Origin of the sequence: Nocardia sp. NBC_01730 (assembly GCF_035920445.1) — a bacterium.
In the GTDB taxonomy this organism is placed as follows: Bacteria; Actinomycetota; Actinomycetes; order Mycobacteriales; family Mycobacteriaceae; genus Nocardia.
In genome coordinates, this window is record NZ_CP109162.1 from 6635765 (window position 1) to 6652720 (window position 16956).

Here is a 16956-nt window from a genome sequence, read left to right on the forward strand (position 1 = left end):
CTCGGCGATGCGGAATTCGGCTTGTCGTTGGTGTGCCCGAAGGTGCTGCGGTCGGTCCGGCCGATTGCGGCTCGGCGGAACTCGATGCCGCAGGAGGAGGCAGGTCCGAGACGAAGAAATGCCCGGGTGCGCACCCCCTGCGGCGCACCCGGGCAGGAAAACTATACCAGCTGGTGTTTTTCAGGTTTTTCGCAAGTTTTCGTACCGAAAGTTTGAAACTGGGCGAAAACCCGGTTTGAAGTATTGATAAAACTCATAACTTCGCGCCAAGGGTCTGTTCCTTTTGAGGGTGGCTACTTGGCGGCGAGTAGGCTTCGGAGGCGTTTCGAGCATGGCACGGCAGCAAGAGCGGGCCCGCCGGACACGCGCGGCGATTATCAGATCCGCCGCCGTTGAGTTCGGGAAGAGCGGCTATGCCGCTGCATCGCTCAACCGCATATTGGAAGGGTCGCGTGCCACCAAGGGCGCCATGTACTTCCATTTCGATTCCAAGGAAGACCTCGCCCGCGCGGTGCTGGAGACCGCGGTGGAACGCTACCGCGCCGCCGCCGAGCGCTGGCTTGCGCGAGCGGATCTCACTCCGCTGGATATCTTGCACGGGATGGTCGACGAGATCGCGTTGCGGCTCGAGCACGACATCATCGTGCAGGCCGAGCACCGGTTGATCATCGAGCCGGATTTCTACCGCGATGTCCAGGCAGGCGGCGGGCGCATCCTCGGTCGCACGACCAGGGTGCTCACCGTGCGCGCCATCGACCACGGGCAGTTGCGCGCCGACGCCGATCCCGACCGGTTCACCCGCACGCTCGCCGCCGCACTGGCCGGCCAACGGTACATGGTCGACTTGATCAGCGGTCCGGTCGATCTGCGGTCGCGGTTCGAGGAGGCGCTAGAGGTGGTGGTCGAGGCGATGGCCACCTCGGAGTGGCTGGCGAATTTCCGCAGCGACGGCTGGCGTACCCAGGCGCGCCTGGAGGAGCTCAGTTTGGGACTCTGACCAGCCGGTTTGGGGATCGGGTCCGGTCTGTCATAAGCTATCCCAGCTCCCAACGGACAGCCGTTGAAAGCCGGTCCGGAGAAATCCGGGGCGAGCCCCCTTCGTCTAGCGGCCTAGGACGCCGCCCTTTCAAGGCGGTAGCGCGGGTTCGAATCCCGTAGGGGGTACGATCTTCGGATCGTTGGTAGCAGAGCATGGCCCTGTGGCGCAGTTGGTTAGCGCGCCGCCCTGTCACGGCGGAGGTCGCGGGTTCGAGTCCCGTCAGGGTCGCAAGTAAGCGCCGGAGTAATCCGGCGTTTCTCGTATGGCATTCACTTCGGGTGCCTGCGGCCAGGTAGCTCAGTTGGTACGAGCGTCCGCCTGAAAAGCGGAAGGTCGCCGGTTCGATCCCGGCCCTGGCCACTCGATCCCCCTGACGTATCACCCGGCAGGGGGATTTCTCATGCCGGTACCCGTTGTCACCGGTGACCGATGATTCCGGCCTCCGGACATGGCCGGTTGGACAGCTGCTGCGCCGCAGCGGGTTTGCTCCCAGCGCTGAAGCGGTACGGGTGATGGATGCGGTTACGGTAGGAGCGTGATCACCGTCAACGCATTCGTCGTGGTCGAGACCTCGGACTGGAACGACCGGGGGCGGCTGGATGTCTTCGACTTCACTATGGACACCCTGCCGGTGGCGTCGTTCCCGGCCGAGGGCGATCTGCGCGTCGTTCTCGCGCTGACGTCCAAGCCCTACGAGTACTCGACCGTCTCGTTCCGGATGGCCGAAATCCGGCCCGGCGGGGGTTCGGGCGGGCTCGTGCACGAACTCACCTCCGAGTGGCCCGGTCCGGCCGACGGTCGCGAGTTCTCCACCTTGCGTTTGACCTACTCGCTTCCCTTCACCATCCATCGCCCCGGCACGCACGGCCTCGCTCTCTTCCTCGACGGCGAAGACACCGAGCGCGCGAAGACTCTGTTCGAGGTGTCCGGCCCCCTCGGCTGAGACTGCCCTGAGTAGTGGCGGATCTCATAGCGATGCACGGTCCGTCATGGCTGTGTGCTCGGTCGCCTCGCCGCCGGTGGGTAGGCTGGCGCCGCCATGCCGACCCTTCTTCTCGCGCTCGCGGGGTTCGCCTTTCTCGACTCGCTCGACGTGCTGCTCGTCGGCGTCACCACGGTCGTCGTCTACGACAGCAGGCTGAGCCGTCGCTCGCCGCTGGTCGGCGGGCTGAGCTTCCTGGCCGGGGTTTTCGCCGTCACCACCGCGTTCGGGCTCTGCACCGTGGTGGGAATCGGCTTTTTGACCGACCTGGTGGATCTCGAGATCACCCCGACGGTGCGGTATTGGGGTGAGCTCGGTCTCGGCGCGGTGCTGATCGCCCTCGCGAGCATTCGAATGACCGGCCGGACGTCGGCCCCGGAATGGGCGACGACTATGCGACGGCAACCGTGGGCGCTTGCGTTGATCGGCGTGGCGATCGGTATCGCGCAGGCGCCGACGGCGGTTCCTTATCTGGCCGGGCTGGCGATGCTCTCGGCGCGGAATCCGATACCTGCGCTGTGGCCGCTGATCGTGGTCGCCTATTGCGCGCTCGCATTGCTGCCGCCGCTGGTGATTCTCGCCTTCGCCGTGCGGGGCACGACCCGAGCTCGGCGCGTCTATCGAAAAGTTGTTCGCGTTCTCGCCGCATATGGCCCGAAATCGGTGCGTGTTCTGTTCGTCCTCTTCGGGGTGGTTCTGGTTTGCGACGCGGCCATCCATTACTCGAGTCTTTGGTAGGTCTGCGGGAATTCCGGTCGTCGCGGCAGCACCCGATGAATAGAAAATGTGAATCGGGTGCGGTGTCCGGTGGGATGCTGGAGGCATGGCTGAGCGCTGGTATTACTGCTTGAAGCACAATCGGGCCGAGCAAGGACGGCAGTGCTGGTTCCGCGATCGAATGGGGCCGTATCCGGACCAGGCGACGGCCGAGCGGGCTCTGGAGATCGCGCACGCGCGCAACGAGCGGGAGGACGCAAGGGATCGGGTATGGCGGGACGGGGACTAGGTCGTGCTGCATTCTGCGGCAATAGATCTCACGTCCACGCGCTACTCCGCGACGTGAATCCTGCGCGCTGAAGCGGTCTCGGCGAAGGCCGTCGTCCCGCCGGAACAGGGCGCACGGGACGTTCCCCGGCGCGGCGAAGTTGATCTTGAGCCGCAGGTCGGCGCACCGAAGGACGTCCTGCGCGGTGCGGCCGCTCAGCTCGCGGTCAGGTGCATCAAGTACGGTTCTCCAGAAATCAAGACGAATGCTCGGTGGTCCTGGCGTGGGCTGCGAGTGGAAACCAGGATCAGCAGGGAGGGCGACCCTTGAGGGTTACCGTTGTTGTGCCGACCTACAACGAGCGGGAGAATCTGCCGGTTGCGGTCGAGCGGCTGACCGCGCTGCCGGTGCCCGACCTGCACGTGCTGGTGGTGGACGACAGTTCACCAGACGGCACCGGCGAGGTAGCGGACAAACTGGCCGCCGAGCTGCCGAACGTGGTCGGCGTGCTGCACCGGACCGAGAAGGACGGGCTCGGGCGCGCATACATCGCGGGCATCACCCGGGCCCTGGACGAGGGCGCGGATGTGGTCATCCAGATGGACGCCGACCTGTCGCATCCGGCCGAGGTGATCCCGGCCATGCTGGAAAAGCTGCGAACCACAGAAGCGGGCGTCGTGCTCGGCTCACGCTATGTGCCCGGCGGCTCGACCGCCGCCGATTGGAAGTGGTATCGCAAGGCGCTCTCGGCCTGGGCCAACTTCTACGTGAACCTGATCCTGCGCCTCGGCGTCAAGGACGCCACCGCGGGCTTCAAGGCGTGGAAGGCCGACACCCTGAGCGCCATCGATGTCGCCTCGATCCGCAGCAACGGGTACTCCTTCCAGGTCGAGATGAACTACCGCACAATCAAGAAGAAGATCTCGATCGCTGAGGTCCCGATCCGGTTCGAGGAGCGCACCCTCGGTGCGTCCAAGATGAGCCTCAAGGTGCAGCTGGAGTCGGCGCTGATGCCATGGAAGCTCCTGTTCGGTCGCGCGGTCTGAGCACGACGCCAGGGCCACGCGTCCGCCAGATCGGGCCCTGCGCCGTTTCGGGTCAGTGGATCTCCCTGGCGATCACTTCGGCCAATCCACCAGCGTGTCGATGAACAGTTGCCGCACGCCTGCCACCTCGGCGTCCAGGTCGGTGGGATCCCATTCGCTGACGTCGATGGGATCGAGGATCGCGACGTCCACCGTCCCGGGACGGACGACCATCTCGTTGCGCCAACAGATCTCGCCCGCGTTGCGGATCACGATCGGGATCACCGGAACTCCGGCCTGGATCGCGATGTGGAACGCACCCTTCTTGAAGTGGCCGACCTCGGGGCTGTAAGAGCGAGTTCCCTCGGGGGACACCGCGATCGACAGCCCGTTGCGCAGGGTCTCCACCACCGGACGCAGCGCAGCCTTGGCCTGAGCGGTGTTCGAGCGATCGATGAATGTCACCCCGACGAAGCGCATCAGCGGACCGAACACCGGATTCTTGGTCAGCTCCTTCTTCCCGATGGCGGTCACGCCGCCGCCGAGCACCGCGGGAACGATGATGATGTCGAACTGGCTCTGGTGGTTGAACAGGAACACTGCGGGCCGGGGCGAGTTCGCGTTCTCGGCGCCGGTCACCCGGACGTCGACGCCCGCGATGCGCAGTGTGTTGCCCGTCGCGTGCTCCATCAGCGCGTCGGCCATTTGCTGGTGGTCCCCGGTGGGCGACTTCGCCACGACGCCGAACGATGCGCCGCCGAACAGTCCGGCGAATGCCGCGGCGGTGCGGGCGTAATCGCGCGCCCTTGGCTCGCGGCGCGGCCGGAACGACAACCGCGTCCAGCGCTGCCGGTCGGCGATCTCGGCCAGCGGGCCGTCGGGGTCGACCGCCACTGGATGACCGACCAACGACAACAACGGCAGGTCGGCGGCCACGCCGGTGTAGGCGTAGCTGAGTGCGAGGTCCACCTCGTGAGCGGCGGCGAACTCGCGGAAGGCTTCGGCTTTGCCATTGCGCCACAGCGTCTTCCCGTCGGGGTAACCGGTGAGAACGCCGTCACGGGTGGCCATCGGCGTGTACAGCACATGCTCGATGTCGAGCTGCACTGCCGTGGGCGCCACCTGGAACCGGGTCAGTGAGCTGACCAGCACAATCGTGTGGCCGGCGGCTCGGTGCGTCCGGATCAGCCGCCACGCTTCGGGATACAGGTGCCCGTATACGGTGCGCTTGAACAGCTCCGTACCCAGCCGGTCCAGCTCCTGCTCGGACCTCCCCGCCAGCTCCTGCTCGAGGTGGTGGAGGTACCGGCGGTACTCGCCGTCGGTCATACCGTTGCGGATACCCCCGACCAGCGCGTTCGTGAGGCCACGGCGGCGCAGCAGCCTGCGCACCGGTCGCCGCCGGTCGAACCCATCGACGACCGTGCCGCCGAAGTCGAAAACCGCGGCCACGGCGGAGCCCTGTGGCCCGGAGCGGATTGCGGCGACCGCGGCGTCGAGGTCGGCGCGCGCGTCGGTCATCGACCCTTCCGCGTCACCGCGGTGATGTCCGCGACGAGCTCTCACCGAGCGTCCTTGTTGGACGGGTCCAGCGCGGCGGCCTGCGAGATCCGAGTTCCGATGGTTCGCAGGCGCTCGGCGAACTCCCTTCTCCGGTCCGCCGCTTCCGCTCGATCCGACGCCGCGTCCTGCGACGTGGTTTCTAGCAGACCGTAGTTGTCGGCGAGCTTCAGTGCGCTGGTGAACAGCTCGGTGGAGACCGACTCCGGGCTGTGCAGCCGCTGCTGCAGCATCATCTGCTTGCCGACCGCCACGCATTCGGCGATGAAGTCCTTGCGGTCGATCTCGTCGCCCGCCTCGCGGGCGGCCAGCCGTTCGGCCACCACCAGTTGCGCGTCGATGAAGGAGCGCAGCACGCGGTGGGCCATCATGAATCCGGAGGCGGTGAGCTTGGCCAGGATGTCCGATCCGAGCGTGTCCTCGCGGTTGTGGCTGTGCCACTCCGGGTCGACCAGCAGCATCTCCGCGACCATCTGCTCGGCGAATTCGGCCCGCTCGGGGAAGAAGAACTCGAACTTGAGCAGGTCGCGCAGCCGGAATGCCTCGTCCCATCCGGTGTTCAGCGCGTCGGTGTCGCCGCTCTCGACCGCGGCGAGGATGGACAGCTCCAGGATGGCGCGGTTGACGAACCAGTGCACGGCGCTGTTGCGGTAGAAGGCGGCCTCGAGGTGCGCTCCCGCTTCGATCGAGTACACCGGCTCGAGCCCGCCGCGGTACACCGTGACGACCTTGGCCAGTGAGAGCTGTTCCAGCACGACGGCGAGGCTCTGCTCGTCGCGTAGGGCATCGAGCTCACCACGTGGCAGATCGCGCTTCTCGATGTAACCGAGCACCGGCGCCAGCACGGTGCGCACCTCGCCGAGGGTGAGCGCGCGCTCGTGCACGCCGAGCAGCGCGAGGGTGACCAGCGCGTTGACCGTGACCGGGGTGACCGCGTTGATCCCGACCGCGACCTCGAAGGCCAGCCGCTGCACGGCTTTGCGCTCCAGCTCGGTGATCTCCGGCGGTTCACTGTCGACGGTCCCGGCCTCGGTGCGGCTCGGCGGGATCGGTTCGGTCTGGTGCAGCGGGATGGTCAGCGGCGGGCTGACGAGTGGATCGCCGTACGCGGCAAGGCGATCACGGGCCGACAGCGGCTCGCCGAACCGCACGTACACGTGCCCGGCCGAATGCTGCTGGCCGCGGATGTAGCGGGCCAGCCAGGTCAGTCCCTCCGGCTTCTTCTTGCCGCCTGCCTGCTCGGTGACGATGGCGCCGAGTTCGTTGAGCCGCTCGTAGGTGATCGAGACCGGAACCAGCATCACGTCGTCGATCCGGCTCGCCCGCACCGCTGCGGCAAGGTAGTTCAGCAGGCCGTAGCGCGGTGGGCGCAGCTTGCCGGTGCGCGTGCGACCGCCCTCCATGTACCACTCCAGGTTGAAGCGTTTGGCCAGCAAGTAGGCGAAATACTCCTCGACGACGGCCTTATAGACCTCGTCGTCGCCGAAACTGCGCCGGATGAATACCGTTCCGGTGCGCCGGGCGATCGGGCCCATCGGCCAGAAGCTCAGATTCGCGCCGCCGATCACGTGGTTCGGCGGAAAATCGTTGCGGGCCAGCACGTCGCCGAGCACGAACGCGTCCACGTAGGAACGGTGCGAGGGTAGGAACACCAGCGGGAAGCGGCGGTTGACATCGCGCAGCGCGGCCAGTCCGGACGGGTCGGAGTCCACCTTCCAGGTCGACGCGTGCACCGGCCGCATCGCCTGGGTGAACAGGTCGGAGACAAGCCTGCTCTGCGCGGCGACGAGCTCGTTGAGCCCCTTTTCCGCGCGGCGGTACACCTCGTGCGGGCTTGCCCCGATCTGGTCGGCGATCAGCTCTAGTCTGCGCAGGAAGTCGGGCGAGTCGAGGATCTCCTCGGCCACCAGCTGGGGCACCTTGTACCGGTCGCCGATGATGGTGCGCTCGGCGCGCTCCAGCGCCACCACCGCCGCGCGCACGATGGCACGGGCGAACGGCTCGGCGGTGCCCTTGGCGAACAGGGCCGACGCCTCCGGGTTGTTCGCGCGCAGCTCACTGAGCAAGGCGGGCGCGCCGGTCAGCACGACGTGCCGGTCCGGCGACTTGGCACGCAGCCTGCGTTGCGCCAGCCGGTTGGGCTTGCGCGGGTTGGTCATCAGGGCCAGGTCGGCGAAGGTGATGCGCCGGACCCCGTCGCGCTCCGGCGGCAGCCACAGCACACGCACCGGCACCACAAGCGGATCGTCTTGCCTGCCGACCAGGCGGGTGGTGACCGCGCCCGCATCCAGGTCGAGCTGGGTCACCGATGCGTCGGTGCCGAACTCCTTGGCGATCCCGCCGTCGGCGAGCCACGCGCCGACCAGTTCGCGTTCCACCCCCGACGCCGCGTCGATCAGGGCCACCACCGATTGCGGTGCGGTCCCGTGCTGGGCTGTTGCGGGCAAACCGCCGCGGTGATCGATCATGGATGTTCTTCCCTCCGCAGGTGACGCTCCCCCTATTCAAGCCCTCCGGGCCGACTCCGCGCAGGCACTCGGCACGGTGAGTTCGGTTTAGGGGTCGGTGTCCTGGTGGTCAATATCGCCGCCGTGGTCTGGCTGCTCTACAGCAAGCGACTGTTCGGCCTGCGCGGTGGCGGGGTGGGGTATCACGCCGAGCGCAGTGCGGAGAGCCTGCTGAGCGTCGAGCGATCGGCACTGGCGGTGGGCACGGACCGATAGTTCGCGCCACGGTTTGCGCTGTGCAGCACACCCTGTCAAGAGCCAGGTAATGCTAACCTTACCTCCACAAGTTAGGCCAGGATAACCTTGGAGGATCGTTGTCGACCACGGAGCGCTTGCGGGTTGAGTATGTGACCGATCCGGCGGCAGCGATGTCCCGGCTGGCAGGGGCCGATCAGTTCGGTGAGTACGTCATGTACGAGCGCCCGGGCGAATGGGTATTCGCCGCCGACCCGATCGGCAGTGTCGAACTGGATGTGCAGGAGCTGCGGGTCGCCTGGGCGGGGCAGACCACCTCCGGTCGATGGGAGGGCAACCCGGCGGGCGTTATCGACCGTGCGCTGGGCACGCTTGCATTGGAGGGCCGAAACGCCTACGGCTGGATCGGATTCGAGTTCTGCGCATGGACCCTCGACGCGACGCGGCACCTGGACCCCAGAACGGCGCTGGTGCGTTTGATGATTCCGCGTATCGAGGTGCGGGTCGGCGAATTCGGTGTGCGGGTCGCAGGCGCGACACCCGCCGAGACCGGCGACATCCACGATCTGATCGCGCAGTCGCAGAACACCGAACTCCCGCAGGCGCATCCGGTCGACATCCGCGTCGACCCGACCGGATATCGGGGCCGGGTGGCCGAGGCGGTCGGTGAGATCCAGGCCAGGCGGTATCAGAAGGTCATCCTGTCCAGGAAGGTCGATCTGCCGTTCGCGGTCGACGTCCCGGCCACCTATCGACTCGGTCGCGCGTATAACACCCCGGCGCGATCGTTCCTGTTGCGGCTCGGCGGATTGGAGGCGGCGGGCTTCAGCCCCGAACTTGTCGCGTCCGTGGACGACGATCGCGTGGTGACCACCGAACCGCTGGCAGGCACCCGCGCCTTCGGCCGCGGCGACGCGGTCGACATGGCCGCGCGGGCGGATCTGATCACCGATCCGAAAGAGATCGTGGAGCATGCGATTTCGGTGCAGACCTCACTCGCGGAGATCTCCGCCGTCGCCGATCCCGGTACGCCGGCGGTGTCGGACTTCATGGCGGTGCGTGAGCGAGGCAGCGTGCAGCACCTCGCCTCCACCGTGCACGGGCGGCTCGCCGCCGACCGGTCCAGCTGGGATGCGCTCGAGGCGCTGTTCCCGTCCGTCACCGCCTCTGGCATTCCCAAGCGTGAGGGTGTCGATTCGGTGTTTCGGCTCGATCACGACCCGCGCGGCCTGTATTCCGGCGCGGTGGTGATTGTTTCGCCGACCGGTGCGCTGGAGGCGGCGCTCGTGCTGCGCGCGGTGTACCAGAACACCGACGGCGCCTGGCTGCGCGCAGGCGCGGGCATCGTCGGTCAGTCACGGCCGGAACGGGAGTTCGAGGAGACCTGCGAAAAGCTCGAAAGCATCGCGCCCTACGTGGTGCGGGCATAGGTCCACAACAGGCACTGCTCCGATGGCGCGCTGCCCGCCGGGTTTTCCGTCAGACGGCAATGGGGGTCAGCCCTCGGCGCGCAGCACTCTTTTGTCGATCTTGCCGACTGCGGTGATGGGGAGCTTGTCGCTGCGGCGAAGCACGTCCGGCAGCTTGTAGGTGGCCAGTCCGCGGGCGGCGAGGAAGGTCTTGATTTCGGCAAGGGTCGGCATCTCGCCGTCGACAACGAGGACGGCGCAGACCTTTTCGCCGAGCGCGGCGTCCGGCAGGCCGACGGCGGCGGCGTGCCGGACCGCGGGATGGGCGAGCAGATGCTCCTCGAGCTCGTCGCAGGAGATGTTCTCGCCGCCGCGGTTGATCACGTCCTTGATCCGGCCGGAGACGACGAGGTGACCGCTGGGCAGGCGGCGGACCAAGTCGCCGCTGCGGTAGTAGCCGTCCGGGGTGAACGCGCGTGCGTTGTGCTCGGGGGCGCGATAGTAGCCGCGGATCGTATATGGGCCCTTGGTGACCAGCTCGCCCTCCGCGCCGGGCGCGACATCGTTGCCGTCGGCGTCCACCACGCGAACCTCGTCGGATGGCGACAGCGGCCTGCCCTGGGTGGTGTGCAGCAGCTCGACTGGGTCGTCCAGCCGGGTGTAGTTGAGCAGGCCCTCCGCCATCCCGAACACCTGCTGCAATGTGGCGCCGAGTGCGGGCGTCACCTCCTTGGCGTTGATCTCCGCCAGGCGGGCCCCGCCCACCTGGAGCAGGCGCAGCGAGTTCAGGTCGGCGTCTTCCCATCCGGTTGCTGCGCACCATAGTTGGGCCAGCGGCGGCACCAGCGCGGTAACCGTGACCCGGTGCCGCTCGATCGCGGCGAACGCGTTCTCCGGGCTCGGATCGCCGATGAAGGCGACCGCACCGCCGACGCCGACGGTGCCGAGGATGCCAGGGCAGGCCAGTGGGAAGTTGTGTGCGGCCGGAAGTGTCGCGAGGTAGACGTCGTTTTCGGTCAACAGACATACCTCGGCGCTCGCGGTCGCGTTGTAGACGTAGTCGTCGTGGGTGCGTGCGATCAGCTTCGGCAGTCCCGTGGTGCCGCCGGAGACCAGCATCAGGGCGATGTCGCTCGGATCGACTTCGGGCAGGTCGCCGCCGTCGCGGGGGATCGAGGCCAGGTCGGTGTGGGGGCCGGGGTCGCCGAGCACCAGGACGTGCCGCAGTGAGGGCACAGCCGCCCGCACGGTCGCGGCCAGCTCGCGGTAGTCGAAGCCGCCCGCCCGGTCGGCCACGATGTAGCCGACGGCCTCGGAAAGCGCCGCAAGATGCTCGATTTCGGCCCGCCGGTGCGCGGGCAGTGTCAGCACGGGAATGATTCCGGCGCGTAGCAGCCCGAACAGCACGGTCAAGAACTCCGGCACGTTGGGCAGCTGGACCACCACGCGGTCGCCCGGTGCGATCCCGAGCGCGAGCAGCCCGTGAGCCATCCGATCGGCGGCGGCGTCGACCTCGGCGTAGCTGTGGTCGCGGTCACCGCCGAGCAGTGCGGGCCGGTGCGGGTGCTGTCGTGCGGTGGCGCGCAACAGATCACCGAGCGGTCGCCCGGACCAATACCCGGCGGCCCGGTACGCTGCCGCCGTCTGCGCGGGAAAGGGCACATAACCGTCGCGATGCGGGGATGACGTGGTGGATGTCGAAGTCACGGTCTGCCTCACAGATAACTGAGCTCGGGACCACACGATGAGGGCCCTGCATAGGTTAGGCAACCCTATCTCACTGCGAAAGCCTACCGCCGAACATGAAGCCGGGACAGCGACCGCAGGATGGGGCAGATCGCACGGGTGACCGGGATATCGGCCGCACCGCGATCGGACGCGACGCGATCCTTGCCAGGACGCGGTACCGCGGATCCTCGGCCGACGCGGACTAGACTTTCCGCCATGAGCAGGTGGGATACCTCGAATCTGACCGACCAGGGCGGGCGGACGTTCATCGTCACCGGGGCCAACAGCGGTTTGGGGGCCGTGACGGTGCGTGCGCTGGCCGCGGCAGGAGCCGAGGTCGTGCTCGCCTGCCGGAACGTGGCCAAAGGGGAACAGGTCGCCGCGGAACTGGGGGAGCGGGTCCGGGTGCGAAAACTGGATCTGGCCGATCTGGCCTCGGTGCGCGAGTTCGCCGAGGGCACCGACCGGGCCGACGTGCTGATCAACAACGCCGGCGTGATGGCATTGCCCGAGGCGCGCACCGCCGATGGCTTCGAAATGCAGATCGGCACGAACCATCTCGGCCACTTCGCGCTGACCGGTCTGCTGCTGGACAAGATCTCCGATCGAATCATCACGGTCTCCAGCTGGGCGCACCAGATGGGGAAGATCGACCTGGACGATCTCAACTGGGAACGGCGCAGATATCAGCGCTGGGCCGCCTACGCGCAGGCCAAGCTGGCCAACCTCATGTTCGCCCGCGAGTTGCAGCGCAGGCTGACCGCCGCGGGTGCGACAAAGCTCTCGGTCGCCGCGCACCCCGGCTACGCCGCGACCGAACTGCAGTCGCACACCGAGTCGTTCCAGGACAAGGTGATGTGGCTGGGCAACCGGCTGCTCGCGCAGAGCGCCGCGATGGGCGCGCTGCCGACGCTGTATGCCGCGACCGCCGACATCCAGCCGGGCGGCTACTACGGCCCGACCGGGCTGGGCGGCATGCGCGGATACCCGGGCCCGTCCGGCTCCTCGAAGGAATCCAGGGACGAAAAGGTCGCGAGCGAGCTGTGGGAGTTGTCGGAGAAGCTGACCGGCGTCACCTACGACTTCACGAAGTAACCGGTCGGCCAGAATCTCGTCCGGTCGGCGCAGTGATCCAGTTCACAAATCGGGATGTCACACTTCGCAGCACCGGGTCGTCCTCTTTGTGAACCCAACGGGAACGACAAAGGACGGACATCATGGAATCCCGCATCAACCTCTACGCCAATCCCGTCGCAGGCAGCTTCGTCAAGCGACTCACCATGGCCTCCAAGGTGATCACCGACTCCACCCTGCCCGCCGCCACCTACGAGCTCGTGAAGATCCGCGCGAGCCAGATCAACGGCTGTGGCTACTGCACCGACATGCACACCAAGGACGCCGCGCACGCGGGCGAGACCTCCCTGCGGCTCAACCTGATCGCCGCCTGGCATGAGACAACCGTCTTCACCGAGGCCGAGCGGGCCGCGCTGGCGCTCACCGAAGAGGCCACTCGGATCGGCGACGGCCGCGCTGTCAGCGACGAGGTGTGGCAGGAGGTGCGCAAGCACTACGACGAGAACCAGATCGCCGCGCTCATCGGCGCCATCGCGATGATCAACGCCTGGAACCGGATGAATGTCATCGCGCGTACCCCGGCGGGAGATTACGTGCCCGGCCAGTGGGGCTGAGTTTGTTTTGCAGCGCTGTGTTTTCGGCCGCGCGGGCGCGGCGGGTTCGCGGCCCCCTTTTGGCTCGCGTCCGAGCGGCCGACGCTGGCGACTTCGTCGCGGACGCGTCGGCCGCTCGGACGCGAGCCGGGCCGCGAACAGGTAATGCTCGGTCTCGCTTCGCTCGGAACTGGGGTGGGCTGATGTGGGTGGGTCGAGAGGTGAGGTTCGGTGCCTGCGGACTGCGTTCGTTCGGCCGCGAACAGGTAATGCTCGGTCTCGCTTCGCTCGGAACTGGGGTGGGCTGATGTGGGTGGGTCGAGAGGCGAGGTTCGGTGCCCGCGGACTGCGTTCGTTCGGCCGCGAACGGTGTTGAGGCTCGCACCTCGATGGGGCGTGGTGGCGGCTCGTGTCCGAATGTCAATCGGTGGGCGGTGTTCGGCAGATGTGTGATCCGGCACCATGCGGTCACCGCCTGGTTCTGGTTTGGTACCGTGCTCGGCGTGCAATGCGTGTATTTCTGGTTTAGCAAGCCGGCCCTGGGTGGGCTGGTCTGCGGCAACCATATGCGCTGACGATATTCCACCCGAGCCGGACGATGGACCGGCTCGACGGGTTTCACGTCCGTGGGTCGGCCCCGAGAAAAGGAACCCACGACTATGACAACCGCAGCCGATGTCGACGCGCGGCATTCCGATCTGGATGATCAACGCACCCTGAGTATCAGCCCGCTGCGCTCGCCCGCGGAGGTGCGTCGCGTGCACCCGATCACCGATGCGCTCGCGGACACCGTGCGCGCGGGACGCAGGGCCACCGTCGACGTGCTGAACGGTGACGACGACCGCCTCATGGTGATCGTCGGCCCCTGCTCTGTGCACGACCCCGCCGCCGCGCTGGACTACGCACGCCGCCTAGCGGCTCTCGCCGCCGAGTTCGGCGACCGGTTGCACCTGGTGATGCGGGTCTACTTCGAGAAGCCGCGCACTACGCTCGGCTGGAAGGGCCTGATCAATGACCCGCATCTGGACGGCTCCTTCGACGTCAACACCGGCCTCGGCTTCGGCCGCAAGCTGCTGGTCGACATCACCGCGCTCGGGCTCCCGGTGGCCTGTGAGTTCCTGGATCCGATCACCCCGCAGTACATTGCGGATCTGGTGTCCTACGGCGCCATCGGCGCCCGTACCGCGGCAAGCCAGGTGCACCGCCAGCTCAGCAGCGCGCTGTCGATGCCGGTCGGCATCAAGAACGGCACCGACGGCGACGTCCAGGTGGCGGTGGACGGCGTGCGCGCCGCGGCGGCCCGCCATGTGTTCCCCGGCACCGACCTCGACGGGCGCTCGGCGCTGATCCGCACCGCGGGCAACCCGGACTGCCACGTGATCCTTCGCGGCGGCAGCAGCGGCCCGAACTACGACGCGGCTTCGGTCGCCGACGCGTGCGTCCGGCTGGACAAGTCGGCGCTGCCGCAGCGGGTGGTCGTCGACGCGAGCCACGGCAACAGCAACAAGGACCACAACAAGCAGGTCGACGTGGTCACCGATATCGCGGAGCGGCTGGCGGCGGGCAAGCCCGGTGTGGTCGGCGTGATGCTGGAGAGCTTCTTGGTCGCGGGTCGACAGGATCTCACGCTCGGCCACGCCGACGAGCTGACCTACGGCCAGTCCATCACCGACGCATGTCTGGACTGGGAGACCACCGCCCGTCAGCTCGAGCGGCTGGCCGACGCGGTGCGGCGGCGGCGCGAGGGCTGACCCCGTCCAGCGGACGGCCCGATACGTCCCCTCTCACCCGTCGGCGTGCGAGTCGTACAAGCGTCGCTCGGTGTCCGGCTTGCACCCGAGTGGGCGAAGCGCGCATGCGACGCAGTCGCAAGTCTCGCCCACTCGGACACAGGCCAGCCGCGAACACGCAGCGCGGCAAAATCAAACACAGCGCTCGCCTCCTACCACAACCACATCCGCCCGACCCCTGGTTCCGAGCGAAGCGAGATCGAGCATTCCCTTGTTCGCGGCCCGGCTCGCGTCCGAGCGGCCGACGCGTCCGCGACGAAGTCGCCAGCGTCGGCCGCTCGGACGCGAGCCACCAGGGGGCCGCGAACCCGCCGCGCCCGCGCGGCCGAAAACAGAGCCCGCGAACACGCCGCGCCGCAGGCGCGGCAAATTAAACACAGGGCAAATCAAACACAGTCGGTGGACAGTCGGGCGGCGAGCCAGTGGTCGCGGCGCACGCCGCGCTGCACGCTGCCCAGTCGTGACCTGCCCTCGTACCGGAATCCAGCCCGTCGCACGACCGCGGCCGAGGCGTAGTTGCCGACGAAGGCGCGCCAGCTGATTCGTTGCAGGGCCAAACCATCGGAGCGGAACCCGAAGTCGCACACCAGATTAACCGCTTGGGTCATCAGGCCGCGGGACCGCTGCGCCGGGCTGAGCCAGAAACCGATCTCGGCCGCGCTCTCGTCCCGTTCGCTGAGGCCGATCATGCCGACAACCGGCCCGTCGGCGTGTAGTCGCACAGCCCAGGTCGGGCTGCGGGCCGCCCACCCGGAGCCGACGATGTCCTCCACAAAGGTTTCGGCGTGCCTCCGCCGGTAGGGCACCGGGATGGTCACCCATTCCCCGATGGACGGTTCCTGGCAGCACTGGGTGATCGTGTCGATGTCGTTTGTCGTCGGCGCCGACAGCCAGACCGTTCCGTTCGACAGCACGTGATGGTCCATCGCGTCATGCTGTCACGGATCGGTCGGCGGGATCATCCGGTTTGTTCATCGCTTGACCGGTGATACCGCGCGGGAACGTGCCTCCGCCGGACCGTAGACTGCGCGGTGATGGTTGCCGCGCTGCTTTCCGACCTGTTCGAATCACATCGGGCGCATTTGCTCTCGGTCGCCTATCGGCTGACGGGCAGCGTCAGCGACGCCGAAGACGCGGTGCAGGAGAGCTGGCTGCGCCTTGCCGGTGCGCGTCAATCCGAGATCGAGGATCTGCGGGCCTGGCTGACCACCGTGGTGACCCGCATCTGCCTGGACCGTTTGCGCAGCGCGGCCGCCCGTAGGGAAAACTATGTGGGGCAGTGGCTGCCGGAGCCCGTGGTCACGGCGCGCACGCCGTCGAATGCACCGGACCCGTTGGAGACCGTGGTCCGCAAGCAGGAGTACCGGTTCGCGGCGCTGGTCGTGCTGGACAGCCTCACGCCGCCGCAGCGGGTGGCCTTCGTGCTGCACGATGGGCTTTCGGTGCCGTTCGACGAGATCTCCGACATTCTCGGCATCTCGGCAGACGCCGCACGGCAGCTCGCGGTGCGTGCCCGCAAGGCGGTGGCGCACATGCCCGCGCCGGTACCGGACGCCGAGCACGAGGCCGCGGTGCAACGCTTCCTCACCGCACTCAGCGCCGGTGATGTGAACGCGGTCGCCGCCGCGCTGCACCCGGAATCGGTGATGATCGGCGACGCCAACGGCACTACCGCCACCGCCGTGAACGTCCTGCACGGCTCGGATCGGATCGCCCGCTTCTTCCTGGGGCTGGTACGCAAGTACGGGCTGAACGAGGATTCGTCGCCTGTCTACGAATTCGCCTCGGTCAACGGGCAGCTCGGCCTTGTGGTCACTGGGCGTCCCGCTGAGGAGGGGCGGGCGGGCTATCCCACCCGGATCATGGGCTTCACCGTGCGGGATGGATTGGTCTGGGGTACTTATGATCTCGCGAATCCCGCCAAGCTGGGTGGAGTGCGGCTCGGTTGAGCCCCGTCGGCCACCGGCGGAGCGACGGCTACAGCATGGACGAACCGGGGAACCGGTTCTCGGTGGACGAACCTGCCCCTGGGTTACACGGTCGAGCCGAGACCCGGTCCGGCGTCAGGG

Annotated in this window: 14 protein-coding genes, 3 tRNA genes and 1 pseudogene; 14 read left to right on the forward strand and 4 right to left on the reverse strand. The window is 67.5% G+C overall.

All coding sequences use genetic code 11. The features are described from left to right. Positions 1 to 331: 331 nt before the first annotated feature. The 8 genes from OHB12_RS28015 (at position 332) to OHB12_RS28050 (ending at position 4052) form a co-directional block, all read left to right on the forward strand. Positions 332 to 997: a TetR family transcriptional regulator gene (locus OHB12_RS28015; RefSeq protein ID WP_327112236.1), complete on the forward strand. Its 666-nt coding sequence runs from the start codon at positions 332 to 334 to the stop codon at positions 995 to 997. Positions 998 to 1091: 94 nt separating this feature from the next. Continuing rightward, positions 1092 to 1164 (forward strand) — tRNA-Glu (locus OHB12_RS28020). A 29-nt stretch (positions 1165 to 1193) separates the two neighbouring features. Beyond that, positions 1194 to 1267: transfer RNA gene (locus tag OHB12_RS28025), tRNA-Asp, on the forward strand. Between the two features lie 58 nt (positions 1268 to 1325). Continuing rightward, positions 1326 to 1399, forward strand: a tRNA-Phe gene (locus tag OHB12_RS28030). A 175-nt stretch (positions 1400 to 1574) separates the two neighbouring features. After that, positions 1575 to 1982, forward strand: a complete 408-nt coding sequence (locus tag OHB12_RS28035; RefSeq protein ID WP_327112238.1) for a hypothetical protein — start codon at positions 1575 to 1577, stop codon at positions 1980 to 1982. A 96-nt stretch (positions 1983 to 2078) separates the two neighbouring features. Further along, the gene (locus OHB12_RS28040) at positions 2079 to 2759 is read left to right on the forward strand and encodes a GAP family protein (protein ID WP_327112240.1); all 681 of its coding nucleotides are present in this window, start codon (positions 2079 to 2081) and stop codon (positions 2757 to 2759) included. A gap of 85 nt (positions 2760 to 2844) precedes the next feature. Further along, the gene (locus tag OHB12_RS28045; RefSeq protein WP_327112242.1) at positions 2845 to 3027 is read left to right on the forward strand and encodes a hypothetical protein; all 183 of its coding nucleotides are present in this window, start codon (positions 2845 to 2847) and stop codon (positions 3025 to 3027) included. A 305-nt stretch (positions 3028 to 3332) separates the two neighbouring features. Then, on the forward strand, positions 3333 to 4052 hold the full coding sequence (locus tag OHB12_RS28050) for a polyprenol monophosphomannose synthase (protein ID WP_327112244.1): 720 nt from the start codon (positions 3333 to 3335) through the stop codon (positions 4050 to 4052). A 72-nt stretch (positions 4053 to 4124) separates the two neighbouring features. On the opposite strand, the gene OHB12_RS28055 is transcribed toward OHB12_RS28050, so the two are convergent. Continuing rightward, complete coding sequence (locus tag OHB12_RS28055) at positions 4125 to 5552, reverse strand: HAD-IB family hydrolase (RefSeq protein WP_327112246.1); 1428 nt, start codon at positions 5550 to 5552, stop codon at positions 4125 to 4127. A gap of 41 nt (positions 5553 to 5593) precedes the next feature. Next, positions 5594 to 8059, reverse strand: a complete 2466-nt coding sequence (locus tag OHB12_RS28060) for a glycerol-3-phosphate 1-O-acyltransferase (RefSeq protein WP_327112248.1) — start codon at positions 8057 to 8059, stop codon at positions 5594 to 5596. 99 nt (positions 8060 to 8158) lie between these two features. Here OHB12_RS28060 and OHB12_RS28065 point away from each other — a divergent pair. Further along, a pseudogene (locus OHB12_RS28065) lies at positions 8159 to 8314 on the forward strand (DUF2127 domain-containing protein); the annotation flags it as partial. 98 nt (positions 8315 to 8412) lie between these two features. Next, complete coding sequence (locus OHB12_RS28070) at positions 8413 to 9723, forward strand: salicylate synthase (protein ID WP_327112250.1); 1311 nt, start codon at positions 8413 to 8415, stop codon at positions 9721 to 9723. Positions 9724 to 9789: 66 nt separating this feature from the next. On the opposite strand, the gene OHB12_RS28075 is transcribed toward OHB12_RS28070, so the two are convergent. After that, on the reverse strand, positions 9790 to 11409 hold the full coding sequence (locus OHB12_RS28075; protein WP_327112252.1) for a (2,3-dihydroxybenzoyl)adenylate synthase: 1620 nt from the start codon (positions 11407 to 11409) through the stop codon (positions 9790 to 9792). Between the two features lie 237 nt (positions 11410 to 11646). Here OHB12_RS28075 and OHB12_RS28080 point away from each other — a divergent pair, with 237 nt between their 5' ends. The 3 genes from OHB12_RS28080 to OHB12_RS28090 all read left to right on the forward strand — a co-directional run bounded on the left by OHB12_RS28080 (position 11647) and on the right by OHB12_RS28090 (position 14848). Continuing rightward, positions 11647 to 12525, forward strand: coding sequence for an oxidoreductase (locus OHB12_RS28080; protein WP_327112254.1), 879 nt, complete (start codon positions 11647 to 11649; stop codon positions 12523 to 12525). Between the two features lie 122 nt (positions 12526 to 12647). Further along, the gene (locus tag OHB12_RS28085; RefSeq protein ID WP_327112256.1) at positions 12648 to 13118 is read left to right on the forward strand and encodes a carboxymuconolactone decarboxylase family protein; all 471 of its coding nucleotides are present in this window, start codon (positions 12648 to 12650) and stop codon (positions 13116 to 13118) included. A gap of 638 nt (positions 13119 to 13756) precedes the next feature. Next, a complete protein-coding gene (locus OHB12_RS28090; RefSeq protein ID WP_327112258.1) occupies positions 13757 to 14848 on the forward strand; it encodes a 3-deoxy-7-phosphoheptulonate synthase in 1092 nt (363 codons plus the stop codon). Between the two features lie 425 nt (positions 14849 to 15273). On the opposite strand, the gene OHB12_RS28095 is transcribed toward OHB12_RS28090, so the two are convergent. Then, positions 15274 to 15813, reverse strand: coding sequence for a GNAT family N-acetyltransferase (locus tag OHB12_RS28095; RefSeq protein WP_327112260.1), 540 nt, complete (start codon positions 15811 to 15813; stop codon positions 15274 to 15276). 108 nt (positions 15814 to 15921) lie between these two features. On the opposite strand from OHB12_RS28095, the gene OHB12_RS28100 reads away from it, so the two are divergent. Beyond that, a complete protein-coding gene (locus OHB12_RS28100) occupies positions 15922 to 16836 on the forward strand; it encodes a sigma-70 family RNA polymerase sigma factor (RefSeq protein WP_327121560.1) in 915 nt (304 codons plus the stop codon). Positions 16837 to 16956: the final 120 nt, after the last annotated feature.